This window comes from Streptomyces griseus (genome assembly GCF_900460065.1).
In the GTDB taxonomy this organism is placed as follows: Bacteria; Actinomycetota; Actinomycetes; order Streptomycetales; family Streptomycetaceae; genus Streptomyces; species Streptomyces griseus.
The window spans coordinates 47,388-72,827 of the sequence record NZ_UAVD01000043.1 but is presented as its reverse complement, the minus strand read 5'-3'; the positions used below and the strand labels follow the sequence as shown (position 1 = coordinate 72,827).

20 protein-coding genes are annotated in these 25,440 nt (G+C 72.4%); 7 read left to right on the top strand and 13 right to left on the bottom strand.

The features are described from left to right. Nucleotides 1-65 precede the first annotated feature (65 nt). Entirely contained in the window at nt 66-875 is an 810-nt protein-coding gene (locus DTB53_RS30605; RefSeq protein ID WP_042495655.1) for an alpha/beta fold hydrolase, read from the bottom strand. 206 nt (nt 876-1,081) lie between these two features. Between DTB53_RS30605 and DTB53_RS30600 the strand changes: the two genes are divergently transcribed. Together DTB53_RS30600 and DTB53_RS30595 are read left to right on the top strand one after the other, a co-directional pair. Then, nucleotides 1,082-3,409 carry an ATP-binding cassette domain-containing protein gene (locus DTB53_RS30600; RefSeq protein ID WP_012378240.1) on the top strand — a complete coding sequence of 776 codons (2,328 nt, stop codon included), beginning with the start codon at nt 1,082-1,084 and terminating at the stop codon, nt 3,407-3,409. Nucleotides 3,410-3,617: 208 nt separating this feature from the next. After that, nucleotides 3,618-4,592, top strand: a complete 975-nt coding sequence (locus DTB53_RS30595; RefSeq protein ID WP_003964898.1) for an acyl-ACP desaturase — start codon at nt 3,618-3,620, stop codon at nt 4,590-4,592. A gap of 310 nt (nt 4,593-4,902) precedes the next feature. Here the strand turns inward: DTB53_RS30595 and DTB53_RS30590 are convergent, their stop codons facing one another. The 9 genes from DTB53_RS30590 to DTB53_RS38055 form a co-directional block, all read right to left on the bottom strand. Continuing rightward, nucleotides 4,903-5,157 (bottom strand): WhiB family transcriptional regulator, encoded by a 255-nt coding sequence (locus tag DTB53_RS30590; RefSeq protein WP_003964899.1) that lies wholly within the window; start codon nt 5,155-5,157, stop codon nt 4,903-4,905. Nucleotides 5,158-5,266: 109 nt separating this feature from the next. After that, the gene (locus DTB53_RS30585) at nt 5,267-6,061 is read right to left on the bottom strand and encodes a VOC family protein (RefSeq protein WP_012378241.1); all 795 of its coding nucleotides are present in this window, start codon (nt 6,059-6,061) and stop codon (nt 5,267-5,269) included. A 282-nt stretch (nt 6,062-6,343) separates the two neighbouring features. Further along, nucleotides 6,344-7,417 (bottom strand): LLM class flavin-dependent oxidoreductase, encoded by a 1,074-nt coding sequence (locus DTB53_RS30580; protein ID WP_042495659.1) that lies wholly within the window; start codon nt 7,415-7,417, stop codon nt 6,344-6,346. A gap of 5 nt (nt 7,418-7,422) precedes the next feature. Further along, entirely contained in the window at nt 7,423-8,316 is an 894-nt protein-coding gene (locus DTB53_RS30575) for an ABC transporter substrate-binding protein (protein WP_012378243.1), read from the bottom strand. Next, nucleotides 8,317-9,099, bottom strand: a complete 783-nt coding sequence (locus DTB53_RS30570; RefSeq protein WP_012378244.1) for an ABC transporter ATP-binding protein — start codon at nt 9,097-9,099, stop codon at nt 8,317-8,319. Continuing rightward, nucleotides 9,096-9,974 carry an ABC transporter permease gene (locus DTB53_RS30565; RefSeq protein ID WP_012378245.1) on the bottom strand — a complete coding sequence of 293 codons (879 nt, stop codon included), beginning with the start codon at nt 9,972-9,974 and terminating at the stop codon, nt 9,096-9,098. Before DTB53_RS30565 ends, DTB53_RS30570 begins: the two co-directional genes overlap by 4 nt. Then, nucleotides 9,971-10,996 (bottom strand): NrtA/SsuA/CpmA family ABC transporter substrate-binding protein, encoded by a 1,026-nt coding sequence (locus DTB53_RS30560; RefSeq protein ID WP_003964905.1) that lies wholly within the window; start codon nt 10,994-10,996, stop codon nt 9,971-9,973. The genes DTB53_RS30565 and DTB53_RS30560 overlap by 4 nt, the downstream gene beginning before the upstream one ends. Nucleotides 10,997-11,013: 17 nt before the next feature. After that, nucleotides 11,014-12,039 carry an ABC transporter substrate-binding protein gene (locus tag DTB53_RS30555; protein WP_012378246.1) on the bottom strand — a complete coding sequence of 342 codons (1,026 nt, stop codon included), beginning with the start codon at nt 12,037-12,039 and terminating at the stop codon, nt 11,014-11,016. Nucleotides 12,040-12,353: 314 nt separating this feature from the next. Further along, nucleotides 12,354-12,470 carry a putative leader peptide gene (locus tag DTB53_RS38055; protein WP_003964907.1) on the bottom strand — a complete coding sequence of 39 codons (117 nt, stop codon included), beginning with the start codon at nt 12,468-12,470 and terminating at the stop codon, nt 12,354-12,356. Between the two features lie 199 nt (nt 12,471-12,669). Between DTB53_RS38055 and DTB53_RS30550 the strand changes: the two genes are divergently transcribed. Together DTB53_RS30550 and DTB53_RS30545 are read left to right on the top strand one after the other, a co-directional pair. Further along, entirely contained in the window at nt 12,670-13,455 is a 786-nt protein-coding gene (locus DTB53_RS30550; protein ID WP_003964908.1) for an IclR family transcriptional regulator, read from the top strand. Between the two features lie 160 nt (nt 13,456-13,615). Beyond that, entirely contained in the window at nt 13,616-15,847 is a 2,232-nt protein-coding gene (locus tag DTB53_RS30545) for a DEAD/DEAH box helicase (RefSeq protein ID WP_012378247.1), read from the top strand. A gap of 198 nt (nt 15,848-16,045) precedes the next feature. On the opposite strand, the gene DTB53_RS30540 is transcribed toward DTB53_RS30545, so the two are convergent. Continuing rightward, nucleotides 16,046-17,092, bottom strand: coding sequence for a multicopper oxidase domain-containing protein (locus tag DTB53_RS30540; RefSeq protein WP_012378248.1), 1,047 nt, complete (start codon nt 17,090-17,092; stop codon nt 16,046-16,048). A 316-nt stretch (nt 17,093-17,408) separates the two neighbouring features. Between DTB53_RS30540 and DTB53_RS30535 the strand changes: the two genes are divergently transcribed. Then, the gene (locus DTB53_RS30535; RefSeq protein ID WP_202465638.1) at nt 17,409-19,913 is read left to right on the top strand and encodes a ThuA domain-containing protein; all 2,505 of its coding nucleotides are present in this window, start codon (nt 17,409-17,411) and stop codon (nt 19,911-19,913) included. Next, nucleotides 19,910-22,147 carry an OmpL47-type beta-barrel domain-containing protein gene (locus tag DTB53_RS30530; protein WP_012378250.1) on the top strand — a complete coding sequence of 746 codons (2,238 nt, stop codon included), beginning with the start codon at nt 19,910-19,912 and terminating at the stop codon, nt 22,145-22,147. The genes DTB53_RS30535 and DTB53_RS30530 overlap by 4 nt, the downstream gene beginning before the upstream one ends. A 29-nt stretch (nt 22,148-22,176) precedes the next feature. Here DTB53_RS30530 and DTB53_RS30525 read toward each other — a convergent pair whose 3' ends face one another. Both DTB53_RS30525 and ligD read right to left on the bottom strand, forming a co-directional pair. Continuing rightward, nucleotides 22,177-23,244, bottom strand: coding sequence for a membrane protein (locus DTB53_RS30525; RefSeq protein WP_012378251.1), 1,068 nt, complete (start codon nt 23,242-23,244; stop codon nt 22,177-22,179). Beyond that, nucleotides 23,241-24,278 (bottom strand): non-homologous end-joining DNA ligase, encoded by a 1,038-nt coding sequence (ligD, locus tag DTB53_RS30520; RefSeq protein ID WP_012378252.1) that lies wholly within the window; start codon nt 24,276-24,278, stop codon nt 23,241-23,243. Before ligD ends, DTB53_RS30525 begins: the two co-directional genes overlap by 4 nt. A gap of 76 nt (nt 24,279-24,354) precedes the next feature. On the opposite strand from ligD, the gene DTB53_RS30515 reads away from it, so the two are divergent. Further along, the gene (locus DTB53_RS30515) at nt 24,355-25,416 is read left to right on the top strand and encodes an ATP-dependent DNA ligase (RefSeq protein ID WP_012378253.1); all 1,062 of its coding nucleotides are present in this window, start codon (nt 24,355-24,357) and stop codon (nt 25,414-25,416) included. The last annotated feature ends 24 nt before the right edge of the window (nt 25,417-25,440 follow it).

Below are 25,440 nucleotides of genomic sequence, written 5' to 3'. Positions count from 1 at the left end.
GACGGTGTGCGGCCCGGCCGGGCCCGGGCCCCGGACGGGCCCGGCCGGGGTGGCCGCCCGCAGGGTCAGCGGACCGTCGCCATGAAGCGCAGCAGCACGTCGGCGGTCTCCCGCGGTGCTTCGAGCATGGGGAAGTGCCCGACCCCGGGCAGTCGCTCGACCCGCGTGTCGGGTGCCGCTTCGTAGCGGTGGGCCGCGTCCGGATCCCAGCGGGGGTCCTCGGCGCCGAAGACCACGAGGGCCGGGACGCCGAGTGCGCGCAGACGCGTGGGCACGCTCCGGTCGGCGATGTACGCGCTGTTGCGGCGCAGCACCGTCCTGAAGGTGCGGTAGCCGATGTTCCGTACGTCGGCGATCAGGTCGTCCGGGACGCTCACCGGGCGCCGGCACACCGCGGTCACCCCCCGGCGGAGCATCGCGTCGGACCGGACGCGCCACAGCAGCGGGCCGAGCGGCGGGGCGATGAGGGCCCGGAGGGGGGCGGGCTGCGGGAGGAGCGCGTCGGGGCTCGGGCCGCTGCTGATCAGCGCGAGGGACGGCGCCAGGTCCGGGCGCTGCTCGGCGAGGGCGGTCGCGATGTATCCGCCGCTGGAGTGTCCGGCCACGGTCACGGGGCGCAGCCCGAGTCCGTCGAGCGTCGCGGCCAGGCCCGCCGCCTGCTCGGGCACGTCGTAGGAGGCCGCGGGCGGCGACTGGCCGTGGCCCGGCAGGTCGACGCGGACGACGTGGTACCGGCGGGCCAGGGCCGGCACCACCGGGCCCCAGGAGCTGCCGGAGGCGCCCGATCCGTGGATGAGCAGGAGCGGTGGCGCGTCCCGCGGGCCGTCGTGGACCACGTGCGGTCCGTGCGCGTCAGTGCTGTCGTGGAGATCCATGCGGGCGAGGATGGCGGGGCCGGCGCTCCTGCGTCTTGTACGAATGGGCACCTCCTCGGACACGCATGGCACCTCCTTGGACGAGTGGCGCCTTCGGCCCGGCGCCGGTACCCGGTACGCGTGCTCGGACACCGTCCGGGCGCTTCCCCTGATCCCCCGGGAAAAGGGGACAGAAGCTGTCGGGTATCCCGCCTAGCGTCGCGCTCATGGATCGCTTCCCCGAGCGCGGCGCGGAGCCGTGCACCCCTGGCTCCGCACACCGCGACATCGTCATCACCGGCGCGCGCGAGAACAATCTGCGCGACGTCTCCCTCAGGATCCCCAAGGGCCGGATCACCGTCTTCACCGGCGTGTCCGGTTCGGGCAAGTCGTCGGTCGTCTTCGACACGATCGCCGTGGAGTCGCAGCGGCAGCTGAACGAGACCTTCACCTCGTTCCTGCGCAACCGGCTGCCGAAGTACGAGCGGCCGCAGGTCGAAACCGTCGAGGACCTCTCGGTGGCCATCGTGATCGACCAGAAGCCGCTGGGCGGGAATGTCCGCTCCACCGTGGGCACGGCGACCGACATCTGGTCGGTGCTCCGCGTGCTGTTCTCCCGGTGCGGTACCCCGAGCGCGGGCGGGGCGACGGCGTACTCGTTCAACGATCCCGCCGGGATGTGCCCGGAGTGCGACGGGGTGGGACGCACGGTCCAGCTGGATATCGACCGGGCGATCGACTGGTCGAAGTCGCTGAACGAGGGTGCGCTGCTGCTGCCCGGTCTGTCGGTGGGCAGTTGGGAGTGGAACCTGTACGGCGGGTCGGGGCGGTTCGACAACGACCTGCCGCTGGCCGAGTTCGGCGAGGAGGAGCGCCGGCTCCTGCTGCGCGGTTCGGGGTTCTCCGTCCGCCTCGACCTGCGCACGGGGTCGGCCGACATGAAGTTCGAAGGGGTCGTGACCCGCTTCGAGCGCCTGTACCTCAAGCGTGACACCGCCTCGCTCTCGGAGAAGCGGCGCGAGGCGGCGGCCCGGTTCACCGTGGAGCGGGTCTGCGGGGCCTGCGGCGGGGCACGGCTGAACGCGGCGGCGCTCGCCACCCGGATCGGCGGGCTCTCGCCCGCCGACTACGGCCGGATGGAAGTCTCCGATCTCGTCGGCGTCCTGGCGCGGATCGACGATCCGGTGGGCGGGCCGATCGCCGCCGCGGCCCGGGAGCGGCTGGAGCGGCTGGTCGGCATCGGGCTCGGATATCTGAGTCTGGACCGGGAGACCACGACCCTGTCGGGGGGCGAGGGGCAGCGCCTCAAGATGGTGCGTCACCTGGGCAGTTCGCTCACCGGGCTGACGTTCGTCTTCGACGAGCCCAGCGTCGGCCTGCATCCGCGCGACGTCGGACGGCTGGGCGACCTGCTGGTGCGGCTGCGCGACAAGGGCAACACGGTGCTGGTCGTCGAGCACGACCCCGATGTGATGGCCGTGGCCGACCACGTCGTCGACATGGGGCCGCGGGCCGGGGCGGACGGGGGTCACGTCGTCTTCGAGGGGCCCTTCGAGCGGCTGCGCGATGCCGACACGCTCACCGGCCGGTCGTTGCGCGCCCGTACCCCGCTCAAGGAGACGGTCCGCTCCCCCACCGGCCGGCTCCCGGTGTACGGGGCCGACCTGCACAACCTCAAGGGCCTGGACGTGTCGTTCCCCACCGGGGTGCTGACCGCGGTGACGGGGGTGGCGGGTTCCGGTAAGTCGACCCTGGTGTCGCGGGTGTTCACGGCGGCGTACCCGGAGGCGGTGGTGATCGACCAGAGCGCGATCACGGCCTCGTCCCGCTCCACCCCCGCCTCGTACATCGGCGCGCTGGACGCCATCCGCAGGGTGTTCGCCCGGGAGAACGGCGTGGACGCGGGCCTGTTCAGTTTCAACTCGGCCGGGGCCTGCGCTGGTTGCGCGGGGCGCGGAGAGATCTCGACCGACCTGGCGTTCATGGATCCGGTCACCACGACCTGCCCGGAGTGCGAGGGCCGCCGGTTCCACGACGACGTGCTGAAGCACCGGGTCTCCGGGCGGTCGATCGTGGACGTCCTGGGCATGACGGCGGCGCGGGCGGCCGGACTGTTCGAGGACCCGGTGCTGCTGCGGAAGCTGCGGACCCTCGACGCGGTCGGCCTGACCTATCTCGCCCTGGGGCAGCCGCTCTCCTCCCTGTCGGGCGGCGAGCGTCAGCGGATCAAGCTCGCCACACAACTGCACCGCACCTCCAGCGTGTACGTGCTGGACGAGCCGACGACCGGGCTGCACCTGGCGGACACGGGCACCTTGGTGGACCTGCTGGACCGGCTGGTCGACGCGGGGAACACGGTGATCTGTGTGGAGCACAACCTGGATGTCGTCAAGCGGGCGGACTGGGTGATCGACCTCGGTCCGGACGGCGGCAAGGGCGGCGGCGAGGTGGTCTTCGAGGGGACGCCCGCCGAGCTGCTGGCCCATCCGACGTCGGTCACCGGCCACTATCTGCGCCGGGACCCGGGGGTGGAGCGACCGCTGCCGGAGCGGTGAGGCCGGGCCGGCGAAGGGTCCGCGAAGGGCCAAGGTGTCCCCGAGAGGCCCCGGGAGGGTCCTTCGCATGCACCCTCACCTGGGCGGATGACTCTCCGTGTCCGCCCGTTCCCGGGGACGGGCTTGGCTTTGGCCTTACCGCCGCCTTAACCTACGGTCACGTAACCTACGAAGCCGTAGGTAATTCTCCCGTCCCCAGGAGCTCCCCGTGACGATCACCTCTCCCCACCTCGGCAGTTCGAAGGCGTGGACCGACGCCCAACTGCTGTACGCGCTGGAAGAGGTGGTGGAGAAGGAACTCAACCGCCATCTCAAGGTCGCCAAGGACTGGATGCCCCACGAGTACGTCCCGTTCTCCGACGGCCGGAACTTCCCCGGCATCTTCGAGGACGGCGAGGCGTGGGCGGCCGACCAGTCCAAGGTCACCGACATCGGCAAGGTCGCGCTCGTGGTGAACCTCCTCACCGAGGACAACCTCCCCAGCTACCACCACGAGATCGCCTCCCTCTTCGGCCGCGACGGCGCGTGGGGCACCTGGGTGCACCGGTGGACCGCCGAGGAGGGCCGCCACGGCATCGTGATGCGCGACTACCTCCTCACCTCGCGCGCCGTGGACCCGGACAAGCTGGAGCAGTTCCGGATGGCGCACATGGCGGAGGGCTTCGAGTCGGACAACCGGCACTCGATGCTGCACTCCGTCGCGTACGTCGCCTTCCAGGAGCTGGCCACCCGCGTCTCGCACCGCAACACCGGCCACCAGTCCGGCGACCCGGTCTGCGACCGGATGCTGGCCCGGATCGCGACCGACGAGAACCTCCACATGGTCTTCTACCGCAACCTCCTGGGCGCCGCCTTCGAGCTGGCCCCGGACCTGACCATGCAGGCCGTGCGCGACGTCGTCGTCAACTTCCGGATGCCCGGACACGGGATGCCCGGCTTCGAGCGGGCCGCCGCGCAGATGGCGATCGGCGAGATCTACAACATGCGCATCCACCACGACGACGTGATCCAGCCGGTGCTGCGCTTCCTGAAGGTCATGGACATCGACGGGCTCGGCCCGGAGGGCGCGAAGGCCCAGGAGGAGCTCGGTCTCTACATGGGCGGGCTGGACAGCGAGGCGTCGAAGTTCGACGAGAAGCTCGCCGCGCGCAAGGCGCGGATGGCGGCGCGCGGGCGCGCCTGATCCCCGTCCCCGCCCCGTTCCGTCCACCGTCCCGGCCCCACCGGGTCCGGGACGTCACCCCTCCTCGGCGGTGGCCCCGGCGTACGCCGCCTCCCGCATCTCGTCCGGGGGCCGGCGGAGCATCGCGGCCGGGTGCGCCGCGGCCCGTCCCACCCGTGGGCGGTCCGCCGCGGTCCCGGCGGCGCGTGCGGGGCGGCCGGTGCGGGGCCGTCGAGGACGAGGGGCGGTGCGCGTCGGTCGTCGCCCGATGGCGGCGGGCCCGGTCCGAACACCCGGAGACGTGCTGGGTGGCAGCTGTGAGCGGGCGCGTTCAGCCCCGGTCGCGGCCTTCTCTGCGCAGCCGCTCGCGCTCCTTCTCCGACAGCCCGCCCCAGACGCCGAACCGCTCGTCGTTGGCGAGGGCGTACTCCAGGCAGGCCACGCGGCCTTCGCAGGCGTTGCACAACTGCTTGGCCTCGCGGGTCGAACTGCCCGGGGCCGGGAAGAAGAACTCGGGCCCGGCCTGCGCGCACAACGCGGACTCCTGCCAGGCGAGCGCGTCGTCGGTCACGGTGTTGATCAGCATGGTGCACACGGTGCCCGGTGGCGATAAACGACTGATCAACGATTCATCAATAGGGGGCGAGGACGGTCACGGGGGTGCTCGCCGGAGCCGGCGGCGGCCCCGCCCGCGGCTACTGCCTCGGCTCGGGCCGCATCACCGCGAAGACCGCCCCGTACGGGTCGGCCACGTTGGCCATCTTGCCGACGCCGGGCACGTCCGTGGCGGCGAGGGTCTCCGTGCCGCCGAGCCGCTTCGCCTCCGCCACCGTGGCGTCGACGTCCGCCACGGCGAAGTAGGGCAGCCAGTGCGGGCCACGGGCGGCCTCGGACGGGACGTCGCCCATCCTGACCAGGCCGCCGAACGAGGCGTCCGGGCCGGCGCCGGCGGGGTGGACCGTGGTGTAGGTGTAGTCGGTGCCCTCCACCTTCATCCGGTCGGTCCCCCAGCCGAAGACGGTGCCGAAGAACGCGGCCGCCGCCGGGACGTCGGAGGTGTACAGCTCGGCCCAGAGGAACGAGCCGGGCTCCTGGACGACGCCGAAGCCGGGGTGCTCCTTCGGCTGCCAGGCGCCGAAGTACGCACCGGCCGGATCCGTGAATCCGCCCATGCTGCCGAAGTCCAGGACGTCCATCGGCTCGAACGCGGCGGCGCCCCCGGCCCGCTCCACCGCCGCGGCGGTGGCGGCGATGTCGGGCGACTGGAAGGAGACCGACCAGGCGCTCGGCGCATCCTCCTGCGACACCGTCATCACCCCGCCGACGTACCGGCCGTCCAGGGTGAGCATCCCGTAGCCGCCGACCTCGGGGCCGCCGGGGACCAGGCCCCAGCCGAACAGTCCCCGGTAGAAGGCGGCGGCCCCGTCGAGGTCGGGGGTGCCCAGATCGACCCAGTTGGGCGCTCCGTCGAAGAAGGTGGGGCTGATCATGGCGCGCTCCTCAGTCGGTCCGGGCGGTCCTGCTCGTCGTGTGCCGCCGCGTGGTACCTCTCGTTCCGAGTCTCGCACCGGGCGCCGACGAGCGCAGTCCGCGCGGGGCCGACCGGGGTGCGACGCACCGAAGGGGCCGTGGGGCTCCCGGCTCCGGGCGGTCCGGTGGGGGCCGGGGCCGGCGGTGGTCGCTGCTGTCACGCGGCTCAGCGTAGACAGCTCCGGTGGCCGGGGCGAAGCGTTGGACCGGCGCGTCGGCCCCGGCCGTCGGGCGGTGGTCGTTCAGCGCCGTACGCCGAGGGAGGGGAGCACGGTCTCGGCGACGCGGTAGGCCTCCTCCAGCAGGGGGTTGCCGGACAGGATGAAGGTGTCGACGCCCAGGTCCTGGAACTCCCGCAGGCGTTCGACGACCTGCGCCGTGGAGCCGACGACCGCCGTGCCGGGACCGGGCCGGAAGAGGCTCATGCCCGGCCACATGTTGGGGTGGACCTCCAGCTCCCGTGCGCGGGCGGGGACCCTGCCGCCGTGCTGGCGGAACTGCCGCTGCCAGCCGACGCCGTCCTCGCCCGCCCGGTCGCCGAGCTGCCGGGCGTACGTGGCCTCGCTGGTGACGTCCAGCAGCCGGTCGGCCGCCGCCCAGGCCGCGTCCTCGGTGTCCCGGACGATGAGGTGCAGCCGCAGACCGATGCGCAGGGTGCGCCCGTGGGCGGCGGCCCGGGCCCTGACCCGCTCCAGCTTCTCCTTCAGCAGGTGCGGGGGCTCGCCCCAGGTGAGGAAGACGTCGACGTGTTCGGCGGCCATCTCGATGCCGGGGTCGGAGGAGCCGCCGAACCAGAGCGGGATGTGCGGGTCCTGGACGGGCTTCAGCTCGCGGAAGGACGCGCCCGCGTCCCTCAGGTCGTAGAAGCGGCCCCGGTGGTCGAACACCTCGCCGGCGGTGAGCCGCTTCACGATCGACCAGTACTCGGCGCTCAGCTCGTACCGTTCGTCGTGCTCCACGTGGAGCCCGTACTCCTGGAGGGACTTGGTGGAGCCGTTGACGACGTTGAAGCGCAGCCGGCCGCCGAAGAGGGTGTCGAAGCTGAGGGCCATCTTGGCGAGCAGGGTCGGTGAGATCAGCCCCGGGTGGACGGCGAGCAGCGGCTTGAACCGGGTGCTGGTGGAGGCGGCCAGCGCACTGCCGAGCGGCCAGACGTCGTAGAGGTCGGTGGCGAGCAACGCACCGCTGTAGCCGAGCTGTTCGACCGTTCCGGCGAGCCTGCTGAGATAGCCGAGGTCGACGGGGCGCCGCCCCGACGGTTCCCACGGATAGGCGCCCTCGCGGGGGATGATGTACCAGAGGACTTCGGTGGCCATCTCCCTCAACTCGCCTTCGCCGGGCGGCCGGCCGTACGGGCGACGGCGTCCGCCACGGTGACCGGGCGCTCGATGAAGCCGGTGCGGTGGAAGATGTCGGCGGCCTCCTGCTGTTCGGCCAGGAACGCGTCGCCGACCGCCTCGATCCGCCACGGCAGTGCGGTCAGGGCGCTCTCCCAGTCGTCGACCGTGCCGCCGAGGTCGGCGGAGGCGATCCGCGCGGCGTCGCGTGGGTGGGCTGCCGCCCAGTCGTCGGCCCGCCGGAGCGCGCGGGTGAGGGCCTCGATGATCTCGGGCCGTTCCTCGGCGAGCGCGCGCCGGGTGAAGAACACCGAGCGGTCGGTGATGACGTCGCCGGTACGGATCAGGGTGCGCAGCCCGCCGGTGCGTCGGGCCGCGGCGAGCTGCGGTCCCTGCGCGACCCAGGCGGCGACGGCTCCGGTGCGCAGGAGCTGTTCGCTGTCGGCGGTGGAGCGTTCGGCGGTGATGTCGTCGGCGTAGGAGAGTCCCGCGTCGTCGAGCGCCTTGGCGACCAGGTGGGTCTGCCAGGAGCCGATCGCCAGGTGGACGGTGGCGCCCTTGAGGTCGGCGGCCGTCCGCAGGGGGCTGTCCTCGGGGACCAGCAGGGCGCCGTGTTCGGGGCGCGGGGCGGAGACCGCCGTGTAGACGAGGTCGTGGCCCGCCGCCTGGGCGGTCACGGGCGGGGTGGAGCCGGTGCCGCCGAAGTCGATGACCCCCCGGCTGAGCAGCTCGCCCGTGCGGACGCCGTTGCTGTACGGGTGGAAGGCGACGCTCTCGCCGAGCGGCTCCAGTTCCCGCTGGGCGAAGCCGTGCCGGGTCAGGTGGTAGAGGTGGTAGAGGGACGGATTGCTGGCGTGGACACCGATGGTGATGGTCATTCAGATCACTCCTACGGAGAGTGGGGCGGGCGTGGGGGCGGGCCCGGTGGCGGGCGTGGGGGCGGCTCCCGGCGCGGCGGGGACACCGAGATCGTCCAGGAGGCGTCGGCGCAGTGCGGCGAAGGCCGGGTCTCCGGGGTCGCGGGGGCGGTCGACGGCGACGGGCTCGTCGGTGACGAGCCGCCCGTCGCGCAGGACGGCCACCCGGTCCGCGAGCCGCACGGCCTCGTCGACGTCATGGGTGACCAGGAGCACGGCGGGGCGGTGCCTGCGGCACAGCTCATCGACCAGGTGGTGCATCTTCAGCCGGGTGAGCGCGTCCAGGGCGGCGAACGGCTCGTCCAGCAGCAGCAGTTCCGGCTCCCTCACCAGGGCGCGGGCGAGGGCGACCCGCTGGGCCTCGCCCCCGGAGAGGGTGGCCGGCCAGGCCTCGGCGTGATCTTCCAGGCCCACTTCGGCGAGCGCCCTCAGCCCGTCCGGCGTCCGGGACCCGGGCAGGGCGACGGTCACGTTGGCGAGGACCTTCTTGGACGGTACGAGGCGGGGTTCCTGGAAGACGATCGTGCGGCTCTCGGGCACCAGCACCTCTCCCCCGTCGGCCCCGTCCAGCGCTCCGAGGATGCGCAGGAGCGTCGTCTTGCCGCTGCCGCTGGCACCGAGGAGGGCGACGAACTCCCCCCGGGCGATGTCGAGTTCGAGACCGTCGAGTACGGCGCGGGTGCCGAAGGCCCGGCGCAGCCCCCGCACCCGTACGGCGGTGGTCCGTTCTCCGGTTCCGGTCATCGGCGGGCTCCCTGCGGGGTGCGCCACGGCATCAGGACGCGTTCCAGGAGCCGGACGAGGACGTCGGCGGTGAGGCCGAGGAGTCCGTACACGAGGATGCAGACGGCGAGGATGTCGGTGCGGGCGTAGCTCTGTGCCTGGGACATCAGATAGCCGATGCCCGCGGTGGCGTTGATCTCCTCGGCGGCGATGAGGGCGATGACGCTGAGCGTCATGGAGAGCCGCAGTCCGGCGAGGAGCGAGGGCAGCGCGCCGGGCAGGACGACTTGGCGGACGATGCCGAGCCGGCTCATCCCGAAGGCGCGCATCGCCTCGATCAGCTTCGGGTCGGTGGTGCGGACCCCGCTGGAGGTGGAGACGTACATGGGGAAGGTGGTGGCGACGGCGATGAGGAGGATCTTCGCGGTCTCGTTGATGCCGAACCAGACCATGAACAGCGGGACGAGGGAGAGGAAGGGGATGGTGCGCAGGGTCTGGAGGGAGGAGTCGAGGAGTTCGTCCCCGAGCCGGGTGAATCCCGTGACGATGCCGAGGGCGAGTCCGGCGGCGAGGCCGATGACCAGGCCGAGGCCGGACCGGGTCAGCGAGGTGGTCAGGGCGTCGGGCAGTTGTCCGTTGCCCCAGAGCTCCCCCACGGCGCGGAACACCTCCGCCGGTGAGGCGAGGACGTCGGCGGTCAGCAGCCCGGTCGCGGAGGCCGCCCACCACAGGGCGAGCAGGACCACCGGGCCGAGCGCCCGGACCGTGAGGGCGTAGGGACGGCTGCGGGGGCTGCGCAGGTGCGGGCGCGGGGTGACGAGCCCGGAGGGCGGCGGGTTCTCGGAGGTCTCCGCAGCTGGAGGAACCTTCGTCCCGGCGGCGGGGGACTCGCTCATGTCAGCTTCTCCACGTCGAGGAGGTGGGCCGCCACGTCGACCTTCTGCCGGGTGACCTTCTGCTCGGCGTAGAAGGCGGCGACCGCCTCGAAGCGGGCGATGTCCTCGGGGCCGATCGGGTCGACGGTGCCGCCCTGGGCGGTGATCTCGGTCTGGACCTGCTTGGCCCTGCCGGTGACGGCGGTCGGACCGACGTCCGTGAAGACGTTGAGGTAGGCGGCCGGGTCCTTCCTCTCCTTGGCGCTGGCTTCGTGGAGGTAGTCGTAGAGCGCCCGGACGACCTCGGGATGCTCCTCGGCGAAGCCCGTACGCACGGCGTTGAGGCTGTAGTTGTCGGAGCCGATGGCCGCGCCGTCGGCGACGAAGTGCGCCTTGCCGCTGCCGATCTCGGCGACCGCGTAGGTGGCCCAGACGGCCCAGGCGTCGACCTGTCCGGCGTTGAGGACGGCGGCGGTCTGGTCGGGCCGGAGGTAGACCCGTTCCACCTTCCCGGCCGGGATCTTCGCCTTGGCCAACGCCTTGAGCAGCAGGTACTCGCCGGTGCCGCCCTGGTTGACGGCGACCTTCTTCCCCACGAGGTCGGCGACGGACTCGATGCCGGAGCCGTCGCGGACGAGGATGCCCTCGCCCGCGGCGTCCGGGTCGACGGCGGTGAAGAAGCGGAAGCCGGGGCGCTGCGCGAGAGAGGTGATGCCGGAGGTGATGGAGCCGGTGGCGATGTCCAGCTGGTCGGCGTTCATCGCCTGGGCCGCGGGGGCGAAGGGCCCCGCGCTGCCGGTCCACTTCACCTTCGCGCCGACCTTGCCCAGCGCCTTGTCCAGGCTGCCGTCCTTCTTGCCGAGGGCGAGGACGCCGGAGTTGCCGGGGTCCGGGATGCGCACCTCGACGGTCTGTCCGGAACCGGAACCTCGGGAGCCGGTGCTGTCCGCCTCGGAGGTGCCGCAGGCGGACAGCGCGAGGAGTGCGGTGGCCGTGAGCAGGGCGGCGGGAGCGGTGGTACGGAGTGGTCGCGTGACATGCATGACGGAGGTCCTCGGGGTCAGGGGGTGACGGGTGGCGGGAGTGCGGGCGTGCCGTTCAGCGCGGCGGCCCGGCGGAGCGGTGCGGGGTCGGCCCAGGAGTCGATGTCGACGGCCTCGGGGAGGAAGCCGTGGGCGCGCAGGGCCTTCTCCTGGGCGGCGAGCAGGGTGAGGCGGTGCGCCGAGAGGTCGGGGTGCAGGGTGCGGTGGGTGCCGGGGAGGTAGGCGCCGGCGACCCCCTCGGCCCCGGCCCCGGTCTCGGCGCCGAGGATCCGGTCGACCTCGTCCGGCCGGCCTGCGGCCCAGTCGGCGGCCCGGAGCAGGACGGCCAGGAAGCGGTCGACGAGCCCGGGGTGTTCGTCCAGGAGGTCCTGGTGGACGGTGATGGGCCGGGGGGTGCCGTTGTTGACCCGGAAGGCGGGGTCGGGCAGGCCGTCGAGGTCGACGGCCACCTCCGCGCCGGTCCGGCGGGCCGCTTCGACGGCGAGGGCGCCCTTGACGTACACCGCGTCGACGTCGCCCCGGCGCAGAGCGGCCAGCTCGGCCGACCACTGCCCACGGGAACCGTCGGCCGGTACGTCGACCGGGACGGCGTCCGCGAGGCCGAGGCCCGCGGAGGCGAGGGCCCCCTCGAAGCCGCGCAGGGCCATGGCCCGCCAGAAGTCGATGGCGATGGAGTGGACCGGGAGGGCGATCCTCGATCCGCGCAGCGCGGCGGCTCCGCGCAGGCCGGAGCCGGGGGCGACCAGGATGCTCTGGCGCTCCTCGATCCAGGTGAGACCGACGAGCCGGGTCCGCTCGCCGCGCGAACGGGCCCAGAGGGCGGGGACGTTGCCCCCTTCGCGGAAGAGGCCGGGCAGGGCGTGGGTGTAGTGCGCGGCGGGATCGGCGTCGGGTTCGGCGTCCTGGAGGGAGCGGACCTCGATGCCGTCCCGGGCGAACTCCTCGGTGAGCCACCGCCGGTCGGCGGCGATGCCGGTGGCCGTGGGCACGGGACAGCGGGTGAACCAGAGGGTGCGGGGCAGGACGGCGGCGGCATGCGTCATGGAGGTGTCTTTCCGGGAGGCTCGGCTGAGCGGGCGGAGGCCGGCGGACGGCGAGGAGGGTGATGCGGTGCGCGGCTGCCGTACGGACCGTGTTCGGCCCCGTGCGCCCCGGCACGCCGGGGAGACGGGACGCGGGGTGCCGCGCGGCGAGGGACGGGGCGCGTGGGCGCGGCGGGCGGAGCCTGCCGCGGCTCGGCCGGACTAACGGCCCCTGGGACGGAACCGGACCGTGGAACGGGGCCGGAGCAGGGGCCGGGCCGTCCGGCCGAACCGGGCCGGAGGCCGGGTGCGCGACGCGCGGTGTACGGCGGCGGTCAGCGACAGGCGGCGCTGGAGACGCGGGCCAGATCGATGTGGCGGCGCGCGGTGAGAGCGAGCGGCACCGGGAAGCCGGGTGCGGAGGCTGACGGTACGAGGGTGCGTCCGGACATGGTCCACGGCTCCTTTCCGCTCGTCGGTGGGGACGGCCGAAGCCTGCCACGGATCCGGACGGGCCGACAACTCGCTTCCCATGATGTGGGATTCCATGTGAACAGCGTGTTTCTCATCAGGGATGAGCCCCTCCTCCGCTCCCGCAATGTGGCAACGATGGAGCATCCTTCCCCCGTCACGAGCGGAGAGTGAACCGAGATGACCGAGACCGCGGCAGTACGCGCCCCGGGCGGCGCCCAGGCGGTCCGGAGGGCCCTCGACGTCCTGCACTGTTTCCACGACAACGGGCCCGACCTCAGCGCGTCGGACCTGGCCCGTCGCCTCGGACTCCCGGTGTCCACCGCCCACCGGCTCGCCCGCACGCTGCTCGCCGCCGGCTTCCTGGAGCAGGATCCGCGCACGTCGCGCTACCGGCTCGGCCCCTCCGTGACCGAGCTGGGCCGGCTGTCGTACCACCAGCGCGGGCTGCATCTGGCCGCGCCCGAGCTGGCCGACCTGGCGGAGCGGACCGGCGCGACGGCCGACCTCGCGCTGCGCGGCGGGCCGCACGCGGTGATCGTGGCCGGCGGTTCCGTGACCCCGAAGGTGGGGCTGCGCAGGCCGCTGCACTCCACCGCGCTGGGCAAGGTGCTGCTGGCCTGGGCCCGGCCGGGCGAGGGCGGCCCCGGCTCGCTGCCGCCGCTGCCCGCGTTCACCGACCGCACCATCGTCGACCCCGTCGCGCTGGAGCGGGAGCTGGCACGCGTGCGCGCCGACGCGTACGCCCTGAACGACGGTGAGTCGGCGCTCGGGGTGCGCACCCTCGCCGTGCCGGTGCTCGACGGCGCGGGGCACGCCCGCTTCGCCCTCGCGGTCCGGGCCACGCCGGAGGTGATCACTGCGGAACGTACCGAGTGGCTGCTGGCCGAGGCCCGCTCCTGCGCCCGGGCCCTGGAGGTGCTGCTGCTCTCCCCCGCCGAACGCCGCCCGCCCGCGGGACCGTAGCGCCCCGACGCCCGGCGGGGACCGGGGGCTGCGTCGCGGGGCGCGGGCCTGTCGCCGGTGCGTGGCACGATGGCGGGAGAGCCGGCGGAGCGGGTCCCCGGGCGGTGACACACCGGCACCGGGGCGGTGGGACACCCGCTCCGGGAACAGAGGGACGTACATGAGGCAGAGCGGGGCGGCGGGCGGCAGCACGGCCGTCGGGACACGCGCGCACGGGGCCGCCGCGAGCCGGGTCCCGACGGGCGGCGCGGTCCGGGAACTCCTCGCACGGGCGGAGCGGCTCCTGGAGAGCGCCCGTGCCGTGCCGGCGGACCGGGGGAACGCCGTGGACGCCGTGCGCTCCGTGCTCGATCCGGTGCTCGACTCCCTGGTGAACCGGGAGCTGGCCGCCATCCCCGTGTCCCGGCTCAAGGACGTCACCGAGGGGCGGCTGCGGCTCGGGGCGTTGGAGCAGGCCGGGTTCGGCACCGTCGGGCAGGTCCACGGCACCGGCCGTTACGAACTCCGGCAGATTCCCGGCGTCGGCGCGCACACGGCCGATCAGGCGCTGGCGGCAGCCGGGCAGATCGCCCACGCCGTGCGGGACACCGTATCGGTGCGGATCGACGTGGACGCTCCCGACGACACGAGCACCGCGCTGGTCGTCGCGCTGCACCGGCTGGTGGAGGCCGGTGCGGACGTGCGGCGTGCGGTGGACGCGGCGCGGCGGCTCAGCGAGCGGCTCGACCCCCTGGTGGCGGCGGCCGGACCGGCCGGGAGCCGGCTGCGGATGCTGTTCACGGGGCGGGAGGCGCGGGCGCGGGCGCGGGAGGCCGTCGACGGGGTGCGGGCGGCCGTGGCGGAGGCCGTGGAACGGGAGCTGCCGGTGCTTTTCGCCCAGGTGTCGGCAGACCTGCTGCGGGCGCCGGCGTCGTCCGCCGAGGCCTGGGTGGACTTCGAGCTGCGGTCCGCCGAGTACTACAGCCTGCTCGCCGAGTTGTCCGGCAGCGGTCCGGACCGGGACGCCGCCGAGGGGTTCCTGCCCGCCGGGATCGCGGACCGGGTGCGCGCGCTGCGCCTGGACGACACGTGTCTGCGGGTGTCCCTGCGCGGCTACCAGGCGTTCGGGGCGCGCTTCGCGCTGGCGCAGAAGCGGGTGGTCATCGGGGACGAGATGGGGCTCGGCAAGACCGTGCAGGCCATCGCGGCGCTCGCCCATCTCGCCGCACACGGCGAAAGCCACTTCCTCGTGGTCTGCCCGGCGAGCGTGCTGATCAACTGGACCCGCGAGATCCGGGCCCGCTCCACCCTGCGCGCGGTGCCGGTGCACGGTGCGGAGCGGACCGGGGCGTTCGCGGACTGGCGGGAGAACGGCGGGGTCGCGGTGACCACGTTCGACGCGCTGCACCTGCTGCCCGGGGCGGCGGACTCGGTGCGGCCCGGGATGCTGGTCGTGGACGAGGCCCACTTCGTGAAGAACCCCGCGGCCCGCCGTTCGCGGGCGGTGGCCGGCTGGGCCGAGCGGGTGGAGCGGGTGCTGTTCCTCACGGGCACCCCGATGGAGAACCGGGTCGAGGAGTTCCGCAGCCTGGTGCGCCAGCTCCGCCCGGAGCTCGCGCCGTCGGTCAGCGGCACCCATGGCGCGGCCGGTTCACGGGCCTTCCGCCGGGCCGTCGCCCCGGCCTATCTGCGCCGCAACCAGGCCGACGTGCTGGCCGAGCTCCCGGCGCTGGTACAGGTGGACGAGTGGGAGGAGCTGGGCGCCGAGGACCGGGAGGCCTACCGCGAGGCGGTCGCCTCGGGGCGGTTCCAGCGGATGCGCCGGGCCGCGTACGCCGTGCCGGAGGCGTCCGCCAAGCTGGGGCGGCTGCGCGAACTGGTCGACGAGGCGAGCGAGTCCGGCCTGAAGGTGGTCGTCTTCTCCTACTTCCGCGAGGTCCTCGCGACGGTCGGCGAAGCCCTGGGCCCGGACGCCTTCGGACCGCTCTCCGGGAGCGTCGCGCCGGCCCGGCGGCAGGAGCTCGTCGACGCCTTCTCCGCCGTGGACGGGCACGCGGTGCTGCTGAGCCAGATCCAGGCCGGGGGCACCGGGCTGAACATGCAGGCCGCCTCCGTGGTCATCCTGTGCGAACCGCAGATCAAGCCGACGCTGGAGCACCAGGCCGTCGCCCGGGCGCACCGGATGGGGCAGGTGCGCCCGGTCCAGGTGCACCGGCTGCTGGCCACGGACAGCGTCGACCAGCGGCTGGTGGAACTGCTGGCCCGCAAGGACCGGCTGTTCGACGCGTACGCCCGGCGCAGCGATCTCGCGGAGACCACCCCGGACGCGGTGGACGTCTCCGACGCCGAGCTGGCCCGGGCGATCGTCGAGGAGGAGCAACGGCGACTCGCGGACGACGCCGGCCGCCCGTGACCGGGGCCGCGCCGGGCCGGGCCGGGGCCGTCCTCGGCCGGGGCAAGCCCGTGGCCGGGGCGGGTGGCCCTTCGCCCGTGGTCCGTGGCCCGTGGCCCGTGGCCCGTGACGAGCGACGTCCTCGACCGGGCGGGCTTTCGCCCGTGACCGGGCCCGCCCCCTCCGCGGGCCCCGTGACGGACGGGGACACGGCCGGGGTCAGTGCTGGTGCTCCGCGGCGCCCTTCGCGGCCTTGTCCGCGTTCGCGCCGGCGCCCTTCGCCCCGGCCTTCTTCTCCGTGCCGCCCGCCGCGTGATGCGGTTCGTAGCCCGGGATGGTGCCGTCGGCCTTCTTGATCAGCAGCAGCCCGGCCATCCCCATGTCGGAGTGGCTCTGCACGTGACAGTGGTACATCCAGGCGCCCGCGCCCACGCGTTCGCCCGCGATGATCTGGAGGCCGAAGGAGTCCGCGGGGCCGCAGATCTTGTTGTCGATGACCCGGCTCGGGTCGTCGGGGCCGGTGAGGATGCCCGTCCGGTTGTCCGCCCAGCGGTGACCGTGGATGTGGAAGGTGTGGTAGAACTCACCGTGCGTGATCATGACGAATTCGAGCCGATCACCCACCGTGGCCTCGAAGTTGACGCTGTTGTGGGCCGTCTTGTTGTTGATCATCATGTCGTTGAAGACGACCGTGCAGGTCTGGTCGGGCAGGATGTCGCCCTTGCGGCGCACGACGACCGGCCCGTACAGCCCCTTGCGGATGCCGCCGGTGCCGTGGTCCGTGCCGACGACGTGGTCGTGGTAGTGCCAGTAGCCCGCGCTGCCCGGCTCGTAGGTGCCGTCCTTGCGGCGGCCCGGGGCGTGGGTGCGCCAGGTGTACGTCCGGGTGCCGCCGGGCTCGACGTGGCTCTTGTTCATCCGGGTGCCGTCGTTGGCGATGTCGTAGTCGACCCCGTGGACGTGGAGGCTGGCGTCGACGTCGGTGAGGTTCTCGAACTCGATGTGGACCGTGTCGCCCTCGTTCAGCTCGATGAGGGGGCCGGGGATCGAGGCCTTGCCCTTCTCGAAGCCGTAGCCCAGCTCGCCGTTCGGCAGCTTCTCGGCGTACATCTTCAGTCGGCGCACCACCCCGCCGGCCGGGGCCGTACGCGGCGGATTCTCGGCCGAGCTCGCCTCCACCGCCCCGAGCGACAACGATGTCACCCCGGTCGCGGCCGCGGCTGCGCCACCGACCAGCATCCGCCGGCTGAAGGTCCTTCGGTCCATGTCGAACTCCCATCTGCGATACAGAGACTGACGATGCCGCCGCGACGGGACGGCGCTCACGGGATCCCGGAACGGGCCACACCGTAGCCGGGGCACCCCCGTTTATCCACACCCAGGACAAAGTTCACACGATTGCTGCCATACCTATTGGCGGACCGCGAAAAGAGGTCTAGCTTCGTGCGCTGTCGCAGTGAATCAAGAGGCTGCGGACCACGAGGCAGTGGACCAAGAGGTAGTGGATCAACAGCTACTGACGAAGAGTGAGCAAGCCACAGTCACCGAGAGGTGCAGTGACCACAGAGGGGTGGGTGACCACATGCAGCGCGCATCACATCACCGGTCCAGATCACGACGCGGCCTCGCGGCGGCCGTGGCGGCCGGCGCACTGACCGTGTCCCTGCTGGGCGGCGGCGGCCCGGCCAGCGCGGATCCTTCGCCGGACCGGGCTCTGGTGGAGAAGATGGCGACAACGTTGTCCCTGCCGTCGCCGCCGGGGGCGAGGAACCAGGTCAAGGTCCTGGTCTTCCACGCGTCGGCCGGCGACGAGGCGCCGTACACGGACGCCGGGATCGCGGCGATCGAGAAGATCGGGCTGAGCGGCCCGGAGGCCGGCCGGTTCACCACGGTGGCCACGGCCGACCCGAAGGTCTTCACCAACGGCAAGCGGCTGGGCTCGTTCCACGCCGTCGTCTTCCTGACCGGCGGGGGCGACGTCCTCGACCCGGAGCAGGAAGCGGGGCTGGAGGCCTACATGGAGGCGGGCGGCGGATTCCTCGGCATCCATGACGCGGCGCGCACCGAGCCGTACTCCGATTGGTTCACCGGGCTGGTCGGAGCCCGTCCCGCGGCGAACAGCCCCGCTTCCACGCAGCGGGCGACCGTGGAGATCGGTGACCGGGTCCACCCGGCCACCAAGAACCTGCCGTTGGAGTGGAAGCGACCCGACAAGTGGCTGAACTGGACGAAGAACCCGTCCGGTGAGGTGCACACGGTGGCGCGCGTGCGGGAGTTGACGTACAAGCCGGGCGCGAGCGCCAACGGCTGGGACCACCCGGTCTCCTGGTGCCGCGACTACGACGGCGGCCGGTCCTTCTACACGGCCATGGGCGGTACGGCGGACAGCTTCGCGGAGACCGACTTCCGCGACCATCTGCGGGGCGCCCTCGCCTGGACGAACCGGACCTCGCAGGCCGACTGCAAGGCGACGATCACCTCGAACTACACCGCCGAGCGGGTCACCCAGCCCAACCAGCCGGGCCAGAACGACCAGATCGGCGAGCCGCACGGCATGGTGACCGCGCCGGACGGGCGGGTCTTCTACATCGGGCGCGGCGGGGCCGACAGCTCCCGGCCGGTCGTCATCGACTGGAACGACCCGAACATCGGCAAGGGCAAGGGCGAGATCCACGTCTACGACCCGAAGACCGAGAAGGTCACCCTCGCGGGTGCGCTGGACGTCTTTGGCAACAAGGGCGGCGGCGACGAACTGGTCAAGAACGAGGAGGGGTTGCTCGGCATCGAGCTGGACCCCGACTTCGCGTCCAACGGCTGGGTCTACCTGCACTACACGCCGCACGCGAAGATCGACCGCGACAAACGCATGGCGACCCGTCAGGTCTCGCGCTTCACCTTCGACTCCGCGACCAACAAGCTGGACACGGCGTCGGAGAAGGTGCTGCTGGGCTGGCCGGTGCAGATCAACAGCTGCTGCCACGCGGGCGGCGGCATGGCGTGGGACTCGAAGGACAACCTGTACATCGCGACCGGTGACAACAACTCCTCCGGTTTCAGCGACGGTTACTCCGGCAACAACCCGCAGCCGAACTACAAGGGCGTCTCCTTCGCCGACGCCCGGCGCACCGCGGGCAACACCAACAACCTCAACGGGAAGATCCTGCGGATCCACCCGGAGGACGACGGCACGTACACCCTGCCCTCCGGCAACCTCTTCACCGGCAAGGAGCCGGACGAGGGCGGCGGCAAGACCCGCGGCGAGATCTACGTGATGGGCGTGCGCAACCCGGCGCGCATCTCGATCGACCCGTCGACGGACACCCTGTACGCGGGCTGGGTCGGACCCGACGCGGGCTCCCCGTCGACCACCTGGGGTCCGGCGAAGTACGACACGTTCGCCGCGATCACCACGGCGGGCAACCACGGCTGGCCGTACTGCATGGGCAACAACCAGCCCTACCGGGACCGCAATCTGCCCGACCCGACCAAGCCGCTGGGCTGGTACGACTGCAAGGCCCCGAAGAACGAGTCGCCGAACAACGACGGCCTGGTCAAGCTGCCGCCGGTGACCCCGAACACCATCTGGTACTCCCCGCAGGGCGGCGGGGTCGACTACCCGCGCGACGCCAACGGCGTACCGAGCTACAAGCCGGAGGAGGGCAAGCAGCTGCTCCCCTGGCTCAAGGGCGGCGGACAGGCCACGATGAACGGCCCGGTCTACCGTTACGACGCGCAGAGCGAGTCCACCGCCAAGTGGCCGGCCTACTGGGACGGCAAGTGGTTCGTCGGTGACTTCTACGACGACACCCAGCCCCGGCACGCCGTGCTCACCGACCCGAAGACGGTCGGCAAGGGCGGACTGCCCACGCACGCCGAGTCGTTGAAGAAGATCATCCCGGTCGGGGCGGACGGCATCCGCAACCTGATGGACTGGAAGTTCGCGCCGGACGGTTCGCTGTACGTCCTGGACTACGGGCGCGGGTTCTTCACCTCCGACTCCAAGTCGGCGCTGTGGCGCGTGTCGTACAAGGGCGGCGGCGCGACGCCGGCCGCCGCGGATCTCGTCGGAAAGGCGGCGGCGAAGTGAGACACCACTCGCTCCCCACGCGCGGGCGGCACCGTCCGCCGAGTTTCTGGGTGGCCCTGCTGGCCTCCCTCCTGATGGTCCTCGGACTGACCTCGACCGCCGCGTACGGCAAGGGCGGCGACACCCCCGGGGCCCGGGCCGCCGACCAGGTGCTGACCTGGACCGCGGGCGATCCGATCGACCGCTATCTGTCCGCTCCGAAGACGGCGGTGGCCGGCAAGGCGACCATCGTCTTCGAGAACAGCGCGGCCACCGGGAACACGACGAGCATGCCGCACACGCTGACGTTCAGCGTGTCGGACCCGGAGTTCAACAACGACGTCCAGCTGAACATCCTGGCCAACCCGGGCGACTCCGAGGGCGGCAAGCACAGCGTGGAGGTCACGCTGTCGCCCGGCCGGTACTTCTACCACTGCACGATCCCCGGCCACGGCATGATGCAGGGCATCCTGACCGTCACCGAGGGCGGCGGCGAGGACACCGAGGCCCCCGCGACCTCGGCGAAGGTCGACGGCGACCAGAACGGCGACGGCGCGTACATCGGCCAGGCCACGGTCGGCATCGAGGCCACCGACGAGGGCTCCGGCGTCGACACCGTCGAGTTCGCCCTCGGCGCGGACGGCGAGTGGCAGCCCTACACCGCGCCCGTCGTGGTGAACGAGGTCGGCGACCACACGGTCCGCTACCGGGCCACCGACAAGGCCGGCAACGTGGCGGCGGAGAAGTCCGTCGACTTCTCGGTCGCCGCGCCGCCGACCGACGACGAGACGCCGCCGGAGACCTCGGCGACCGTCTCGGGCGAGAAGGACGAAGCGGGCGCGTACCTGGGAATGGCCACGGTCACCGTGACCGCGTCCGACACCGGGTCCGGCGTCAACACCATCGAGTACGCGCTCGGTGCGGACGGCGAGTGGAAGCCGTACACCGCACCGGTGATGGTCCACGATCTGGGCGAGCACACCGTCCGCTACCGGGCCACCGACCGGTCGGGGAATGTCGCGGACGCGAAGTCCGTCGAGTTCATCGTGGTGGAGCCGCCGTCGCAGGACGGGACGGCTCCGGAGACCTCGGTGAAGGTCGAGGGCGACAAGAACAGCGACGGCGCGTTCATCACCAGCGCCAGGGCGACGGTCACCGCGACCGACGACGACTCGGGCGTGGACAAGGTCGAGTACAGCCTCGACGGCGGACCGTACCTCGCGTACACCGCTCCGGTGATCGTCGACCGGGTCGGCCACCACACGATCGCCCACCGGGCGACGGACAAGGCGGGCAACACCTCCGAGGCGAAGAAGGCGTCGTTCACCATCGCCCGGGGCGGCGGCGTTCCCGCGCCGAACTGCGCGGAGTTCGACGAGCGGCACACCGTCTTCGTCGGCACGGTCGACACGGGCGTCCCGAACCGGATCACCCGTAACCGCTGCACGATCAACGAGCTGATCGAGGACGAGAAGGACTGGTCCTCCCACGCGCTGTTCCTCAAGCACGTGACGGCGGTCCTCGACAGGCTGAAGACCGACGGCGTCATCGACCAGCGCGAGCGCAGGGCGATCAACCAGGCCGCCAAGCAGTCCGGCATCGGCAAGCCGGGCCAGTCCGAGGGCTACACCAAGCTGTTCGACGGCACGGCGGCCTCGCTCGCCAAGTGGGAGCACGTGGGCGGCGGCAAGTTCGAGCTGAACGAGGAGGAGGGCTCCATCACCAGCTCCACCACGGTGGACGGGATGGGCATGCTGTGGCTGCCGAACCGGGCCTTCGGCGACTACTCGCTCAAGCTCCAGTGGCGGGACGACGCCCCGGGCTCGGGCCATGCCAACGGCGGGGTCTTCGTCCGCTTCCCGAAGGTCCACGACCACCCGGAGGAATCGCGTCCGGAGTGGGTCGCCATCAAGTACGGCCATGAGATCCAGGTCAACGACCGGCCGGACGGCGACATGTACAAGACCGGTTCGGTGTACGGCTTCGACCGGGTGGGGCTCGGCGGCGCCGGGGTCACGCCCAAGGGCACCTGGAACGACTACGAGATCAAGGTCGTCGACCAGCACTACGAGATCTACCGCAACGGTGTCCTGATCAACGAGTTCGACAACACCGGTGGTCAGCTCTTCGAGCCGCCCCGGGGCGACGACCCGGGCACCGACGGCCGGCGGTTCGCCTCCGGCCACATCGGGCTCCAGGTGCACGGCGTCACCGACGTCATCTCCTACCGCGACATCCGCATCAAGGAGCTGTAAGCCGTGCTGTGACCCGTGAGGGGAAGGTCTCAGGTGGCCGCGTCCGCATGCTCCGGCGTGCGGGCGCGGCCACCGGGGTGCCGGTGGCGCCACACCCAGAACACCGTGCAGGAGACCAGCGCCCAGGCCGCGAGCACCAGATACGGGAAGAGGAACTGGTGCCCCTGGTAGTACACGGCGGTGTGCTGGGCGTTGACGGACGCGCCGGGCGGCAGCCAGCGGCCGATGTGCCCGAGCGCCGAGGGCAGCAGCGGCCAGGAGACGGCCCCACCGGACGACGGGTTGCCGAGCAGCACCATGACGCCCCAGGTGGGGATCATCGCCCAGCGTCCCATCAGCGTGTTGAACATGGTGAAGACCATGCCGGAGGTGAACATCGTGAACGCCAGGATCAGCCAGGACTGGACGAACGGCAGGTCCACCGCCCCGAGCCACCAGTCCACGGTCGCCGCGATGGCGAAGCCGCCGAGCAGGGCGTAGGCGACGGTGAAGGCGATGCGCTCGGCCGGATTCAGCCCGGCGGCGTGCACGCTGAGCTGGATCGCGCCGAGGAAGCCGATGATCACGGCGGCCAGGGAGATGTAGAACAGCGCCAGGCCCCGGGGGTCGCCCCGCTGGAGCGGTTTGACGTCCCGGACGGTGACCTCGACCCCGGTGGCGTCGCCCACCTTGAGCGCCGCCTCGCCGAGCAGTTCGGCGACCGTCGCCCCCGACGCGGCGGCGACGTCGAGTTCCATGCCGCCGCCGGAGGCCCGCAGGACGGCGAAGACCTTCTGTTCCTCCAGGGCGCGGCGGGCATCGGCGACGTCGGGGTAGTCGTGGAGTTCGAGGGAGGCGTCGAGCGCCTTCTCCAGGCCGGCGAGGAACACCTCGCCCCGCGCCGCCTCCGGCCGGGTGACCAGCGCAGCCGGGATGCGGTGCGGAGTGGGGTCGGCCATCGCGTACGTGTAGGAGCCGGCGAAGAGGCCGGCCGCCGCGGAGACGATCAGGACGAGGACGGTCGCGGGCAGGAACGGGCTGTGCTTGAACGCCTCCCAGCGCTCGCGGAAGGCAGGGGTCCGGCGGTGCGCACCGTGCTGTTCACCGCTCCCGCTCACGCCGCTCCGCCGTCACCGTCGTCGTTCTCGTCGTGGCGGGCCCGGCTGGGCTGGACGCGCTTGGGCTCACCGGGCATCTTCGGATACTCCGGCGGATAGGGCATGTCGCCGAGCCCGCGCTCCCGCTCGTCCCGGTCGGCCGACTCCAGCAGGGCGTCGAGCCGGAACGCCTCCTGGTCCATGTCGGCGTGCACGTCGCCGAGTTCGGCGTAACGCACCGGGAGGGTCCGGATGTCGAAGTCGCGCGGTTCGGCGTCGTCGATCTCCTCCCAGCGCAGCGGCGCGGAGACCGGGGCGTGCGGGAAGGGGCGTACGGAGTAGGCGGAGGCGATGGTGCGGTCGCGGGCGGTCTGGTTGAAGTCCACGAAGATCCGCTCGCCACGCTCCTCCTTCCACCAGGCGGTCGTCACCCGCTCGGGCATCCGCCGCTCCAGCTCGCGCCCGGCGGCGATGGCCGCGCGCCGCACCTCGACGAAGGTCCAGGCGGGCTCGATGGGCACGAAGACGTGCATCCCGCGCCCGCCGGAGGTCTTGGGCCAGCCGCGTACGCCGTGGTCCTCCAGGACGGAGCGCAGCTCGTGGGCGGCGGTGACGGCGTCGGCATAGTCGGTGCCGGGCTGCGGATCCAGGTCGATGCGCAGTTCGTCCGGGTGGTCGGTGTCCCCGGCCCGCACCGGCCAGGGGTGGAACGTGAGGGTGCCGAGGTTGGCGGCCCAGATCACGGCGGCGAGTTCGGTCGGGCAGATCTCGTCGGCCGGGCGGCCGCTGGGGAAGGCGATCCGGGCGGTGGGGATCCACTCGGGGAGGTTCTTCGGAGCGCGCTTCTGGTAGAAGAAGTCGCCCTCGACCCCGTCCACGAAGCGCTGGAGCGTGGTCGGCCGGTGGTTCAGGGCCCGGGTGATCCCCGGCCCCACCGCCAGGAAGTACTCGGCCACATCCCTCTTGGTGTAGCCCTTCTGCGGAAAGTACACCTTGTCCGGGTTGGACAGCCTCACGGCCCGTCCGCCCGCGTCCAGCTCCACCGCTGCTCCCATGTCGGCCACCGTAGGCCGGTCGCACATATGCCGCACATCGGGCGACATACGTGGGGGCGGGGTCCAGAATCGGGCCATGGACCTGCCGGTGATGCCGCCCGTGAAGCCGATGCTCGCCAAGTCGGTGTCCAGGATCCCGCCGGGCATGAGCTACGAGGCGAAGTGGGACGGTTTCCGGGCGATCGTGTACCGGGACGGCGACGAGGTGGAGATCGGCAGCCGCACGGGCAAGTCGCTGACGCGCTACTTCCCCGACCTGGTCGACGTCGTCCGCGACAGACTCCCGCCGCGCTGTGTGATCGACGGGGAGATCGTCATCGCCCACGAGGGGCGGCTCGACTTCGAGCGGCTCGGGGAGCGCATCCATCCGGCGGACTCCCGGGTGCGGCTGCTCGCCGAGCAGACCCCGGCGAGCCTGATCGCCTTCGACGTCCTCGCCGTCGACGACACCTCCCTGCTCTCCACCCGGCAGGCGGACCGGCGGGAGGTGCTGCGGGCCGCGCTCGCGGACGCGTCCGCGCCCGTGTTCCTCGCCCCGGCCACCACGGACATCGAGGTCGCCCGGGAGTGGTTCGACCGGTACGAGGGGGCCGGGCTCGACGGGATCGTCGCCAAACCGCTCGATCTCCCCTACCGGCCGGACGCCCGGGCGATGTACAAGATCAAGCACGAGCGGACCGCCGACGTCGTGGTGGCGGGGTACCGCGAGCACAAGAGCGGCCCGGTCGTCGGCTCGCTCCTGCTCGGCCTGTACGACTCCGACGGCGTGCTCCAGCACGTCGGGGTCTGCGCGGCCTTCCCGATGAAGCGGCGCGCCGAGCTGGCCGAGGAACTGGCGCCGCTGCGCATCGAGTTCGCCGAGCACCCCTGGGCCGCCTGGGCCGAGGCGGCGGCGCACGAGCGGTCCCGGCTGCCGGGGACGCAGAACCGCTGGTCGGGCAAGAAGGACCAGTCGTGGGTGCCGCTGCGCCCGGAGCGGGTGTGCGAGGTGGCCTACGACCACATGGAGGGCGACCGGTTCCGGCACACCACCCAGTTCCGTCGGTGGCGGCCGGACCGGTCCCCCGCCGGCTGTACGTACGCGCAGCTGGAGGAGGTCGTCTCCTACGACCTGTCCGAGGTGCTGTCGGGCGGCTGACCCCGGCTCGCCGCCCCCTCCCGG

Excerpts from the sequence above, each read along its gene's own strand:
- DTB53_RS30540 (WP_012378248.1), bottom strand. The coding sequence starts at position 17,092 with ATGGACCGAAGGACCTTCAGCCGGCGGATGCTGGTCGGTGGCGCAGCC.
- DTB53_RS30585 (WP_012378241.1), bottom strand. The coding sequence starts at position 6,061 with ATGATCAGCCCCACCTTCTTCGACGGAGCGCCCAACTGGGTCGATCTG.
- DTB53_RS30545 (WP_012378247.1), top strand. The coding sequence starts at position 13,616 with ATGAGGCAGAGCGGGGCGGCGGGCGGCAGCACGGCCGTCGGGACACGC.
- DTB53_RS30575 (WP_012378243.1), bottom strand. The coding sequence starts at position 8,316 with ATGACCATCACCATCGGTGTCCACGCCAGCAATCCGTCCCTCTACCAC.
- DTB53_RS30560 (WP_003964905.1), bottom strand. The coding sequence starts at position 10,996 with ATGCATGTCACGCGACCACTCCGTACCACCGCTCCCGCCGCCCTGCTC.
- DTB53_RS30580 (WP_042495659.1), bottom strand. The coding sequence starts at position 7,417 with ATGGCCACCGAAGTCCTCTGGTACATCATCCCCCGCGAGGGCGCCTAT.
- ligD (WP_012378252.1), bottom strand. The coding sequence starts at position 24,278 with ATGGGAGCAGCGGTGGAGCTGGACGCGGGCGGACGGGCCGTGAGGCTG.
- DTB53_RS30570 (WP_012378244.1), bottom strand. The coding sequence starts at position 9,099 with ATGACCGGAACCGGAGAACGGACCACCGCCGTACGGGTGCGGGGGCTG.
- DTB53_RS30535 (WP_202465638.1), top strand. The coding sequence starts at position 17,409 with ATGCAGCGCGCATCACATCACCGGTCCAGATCACGACGCGGCCTCGCG.
- DTB53_RS30600 (WP_012378240.1), top strand. The coding sequence starts at position 1,082 with ATGGATCGCTTCCCCGAGCGCGGCGCGGAGCCGTGCACCCCTGGCTCC.
- DTB53_RS30565 (WP_012378245.1), bottom strand. The coding sequence starts at position 9,974 with ATGAGCGAGTCCCCCGCCGCCGGGACGAAGGTTCCTCCAGCTGCGGAG.
- DTB53_RS30605 (WP_042495655.1), bottom strand. The coding sequence starts at position 875 with ATGGATCTCCACGACAGCACTGACGCGCACGGACCGCACGTGGTCCAC.
- DTB53_RS38055 (WP_003964907.1), bottom strand. The coding sequence starts at position 12,470 with ATGTCCGGACGCACCCTCGTACCGTCAGCCTCCGCACCCGGCTTCCCG.
- DTB53_RS30515 (WP_012378253.1), top strand. The coding sequence starts at position 24,355 with ATGGACCTGCCGGTGATGCCGCCCGTGAAGCCGATGCTCGCCAAGTCG.
- DTB53_RS30590 (WP_003964899.1), bottom strand. The coding sequence starts at position 5,157 with ATGCTGATCAACACCGTGACCGACGACGCGCTCGCCTGGCAGGAGTCC.
- DTB53_RS30550 (WP_003964908.1), top strand. The coding sequence starts at position 12,670 with ATGACCGAGACCGCGGCAGTACGCGCCCCGGGCGGCGCCCAGGCGGTC.
- DTB53_RS30555 (WP_012378246.1), bottom strand. The coding sequence starts at position 12,039 with ATGACGCATGCCGCCGCCGTCCTGCCCCGCACCCTCTGGTTCACCCGC.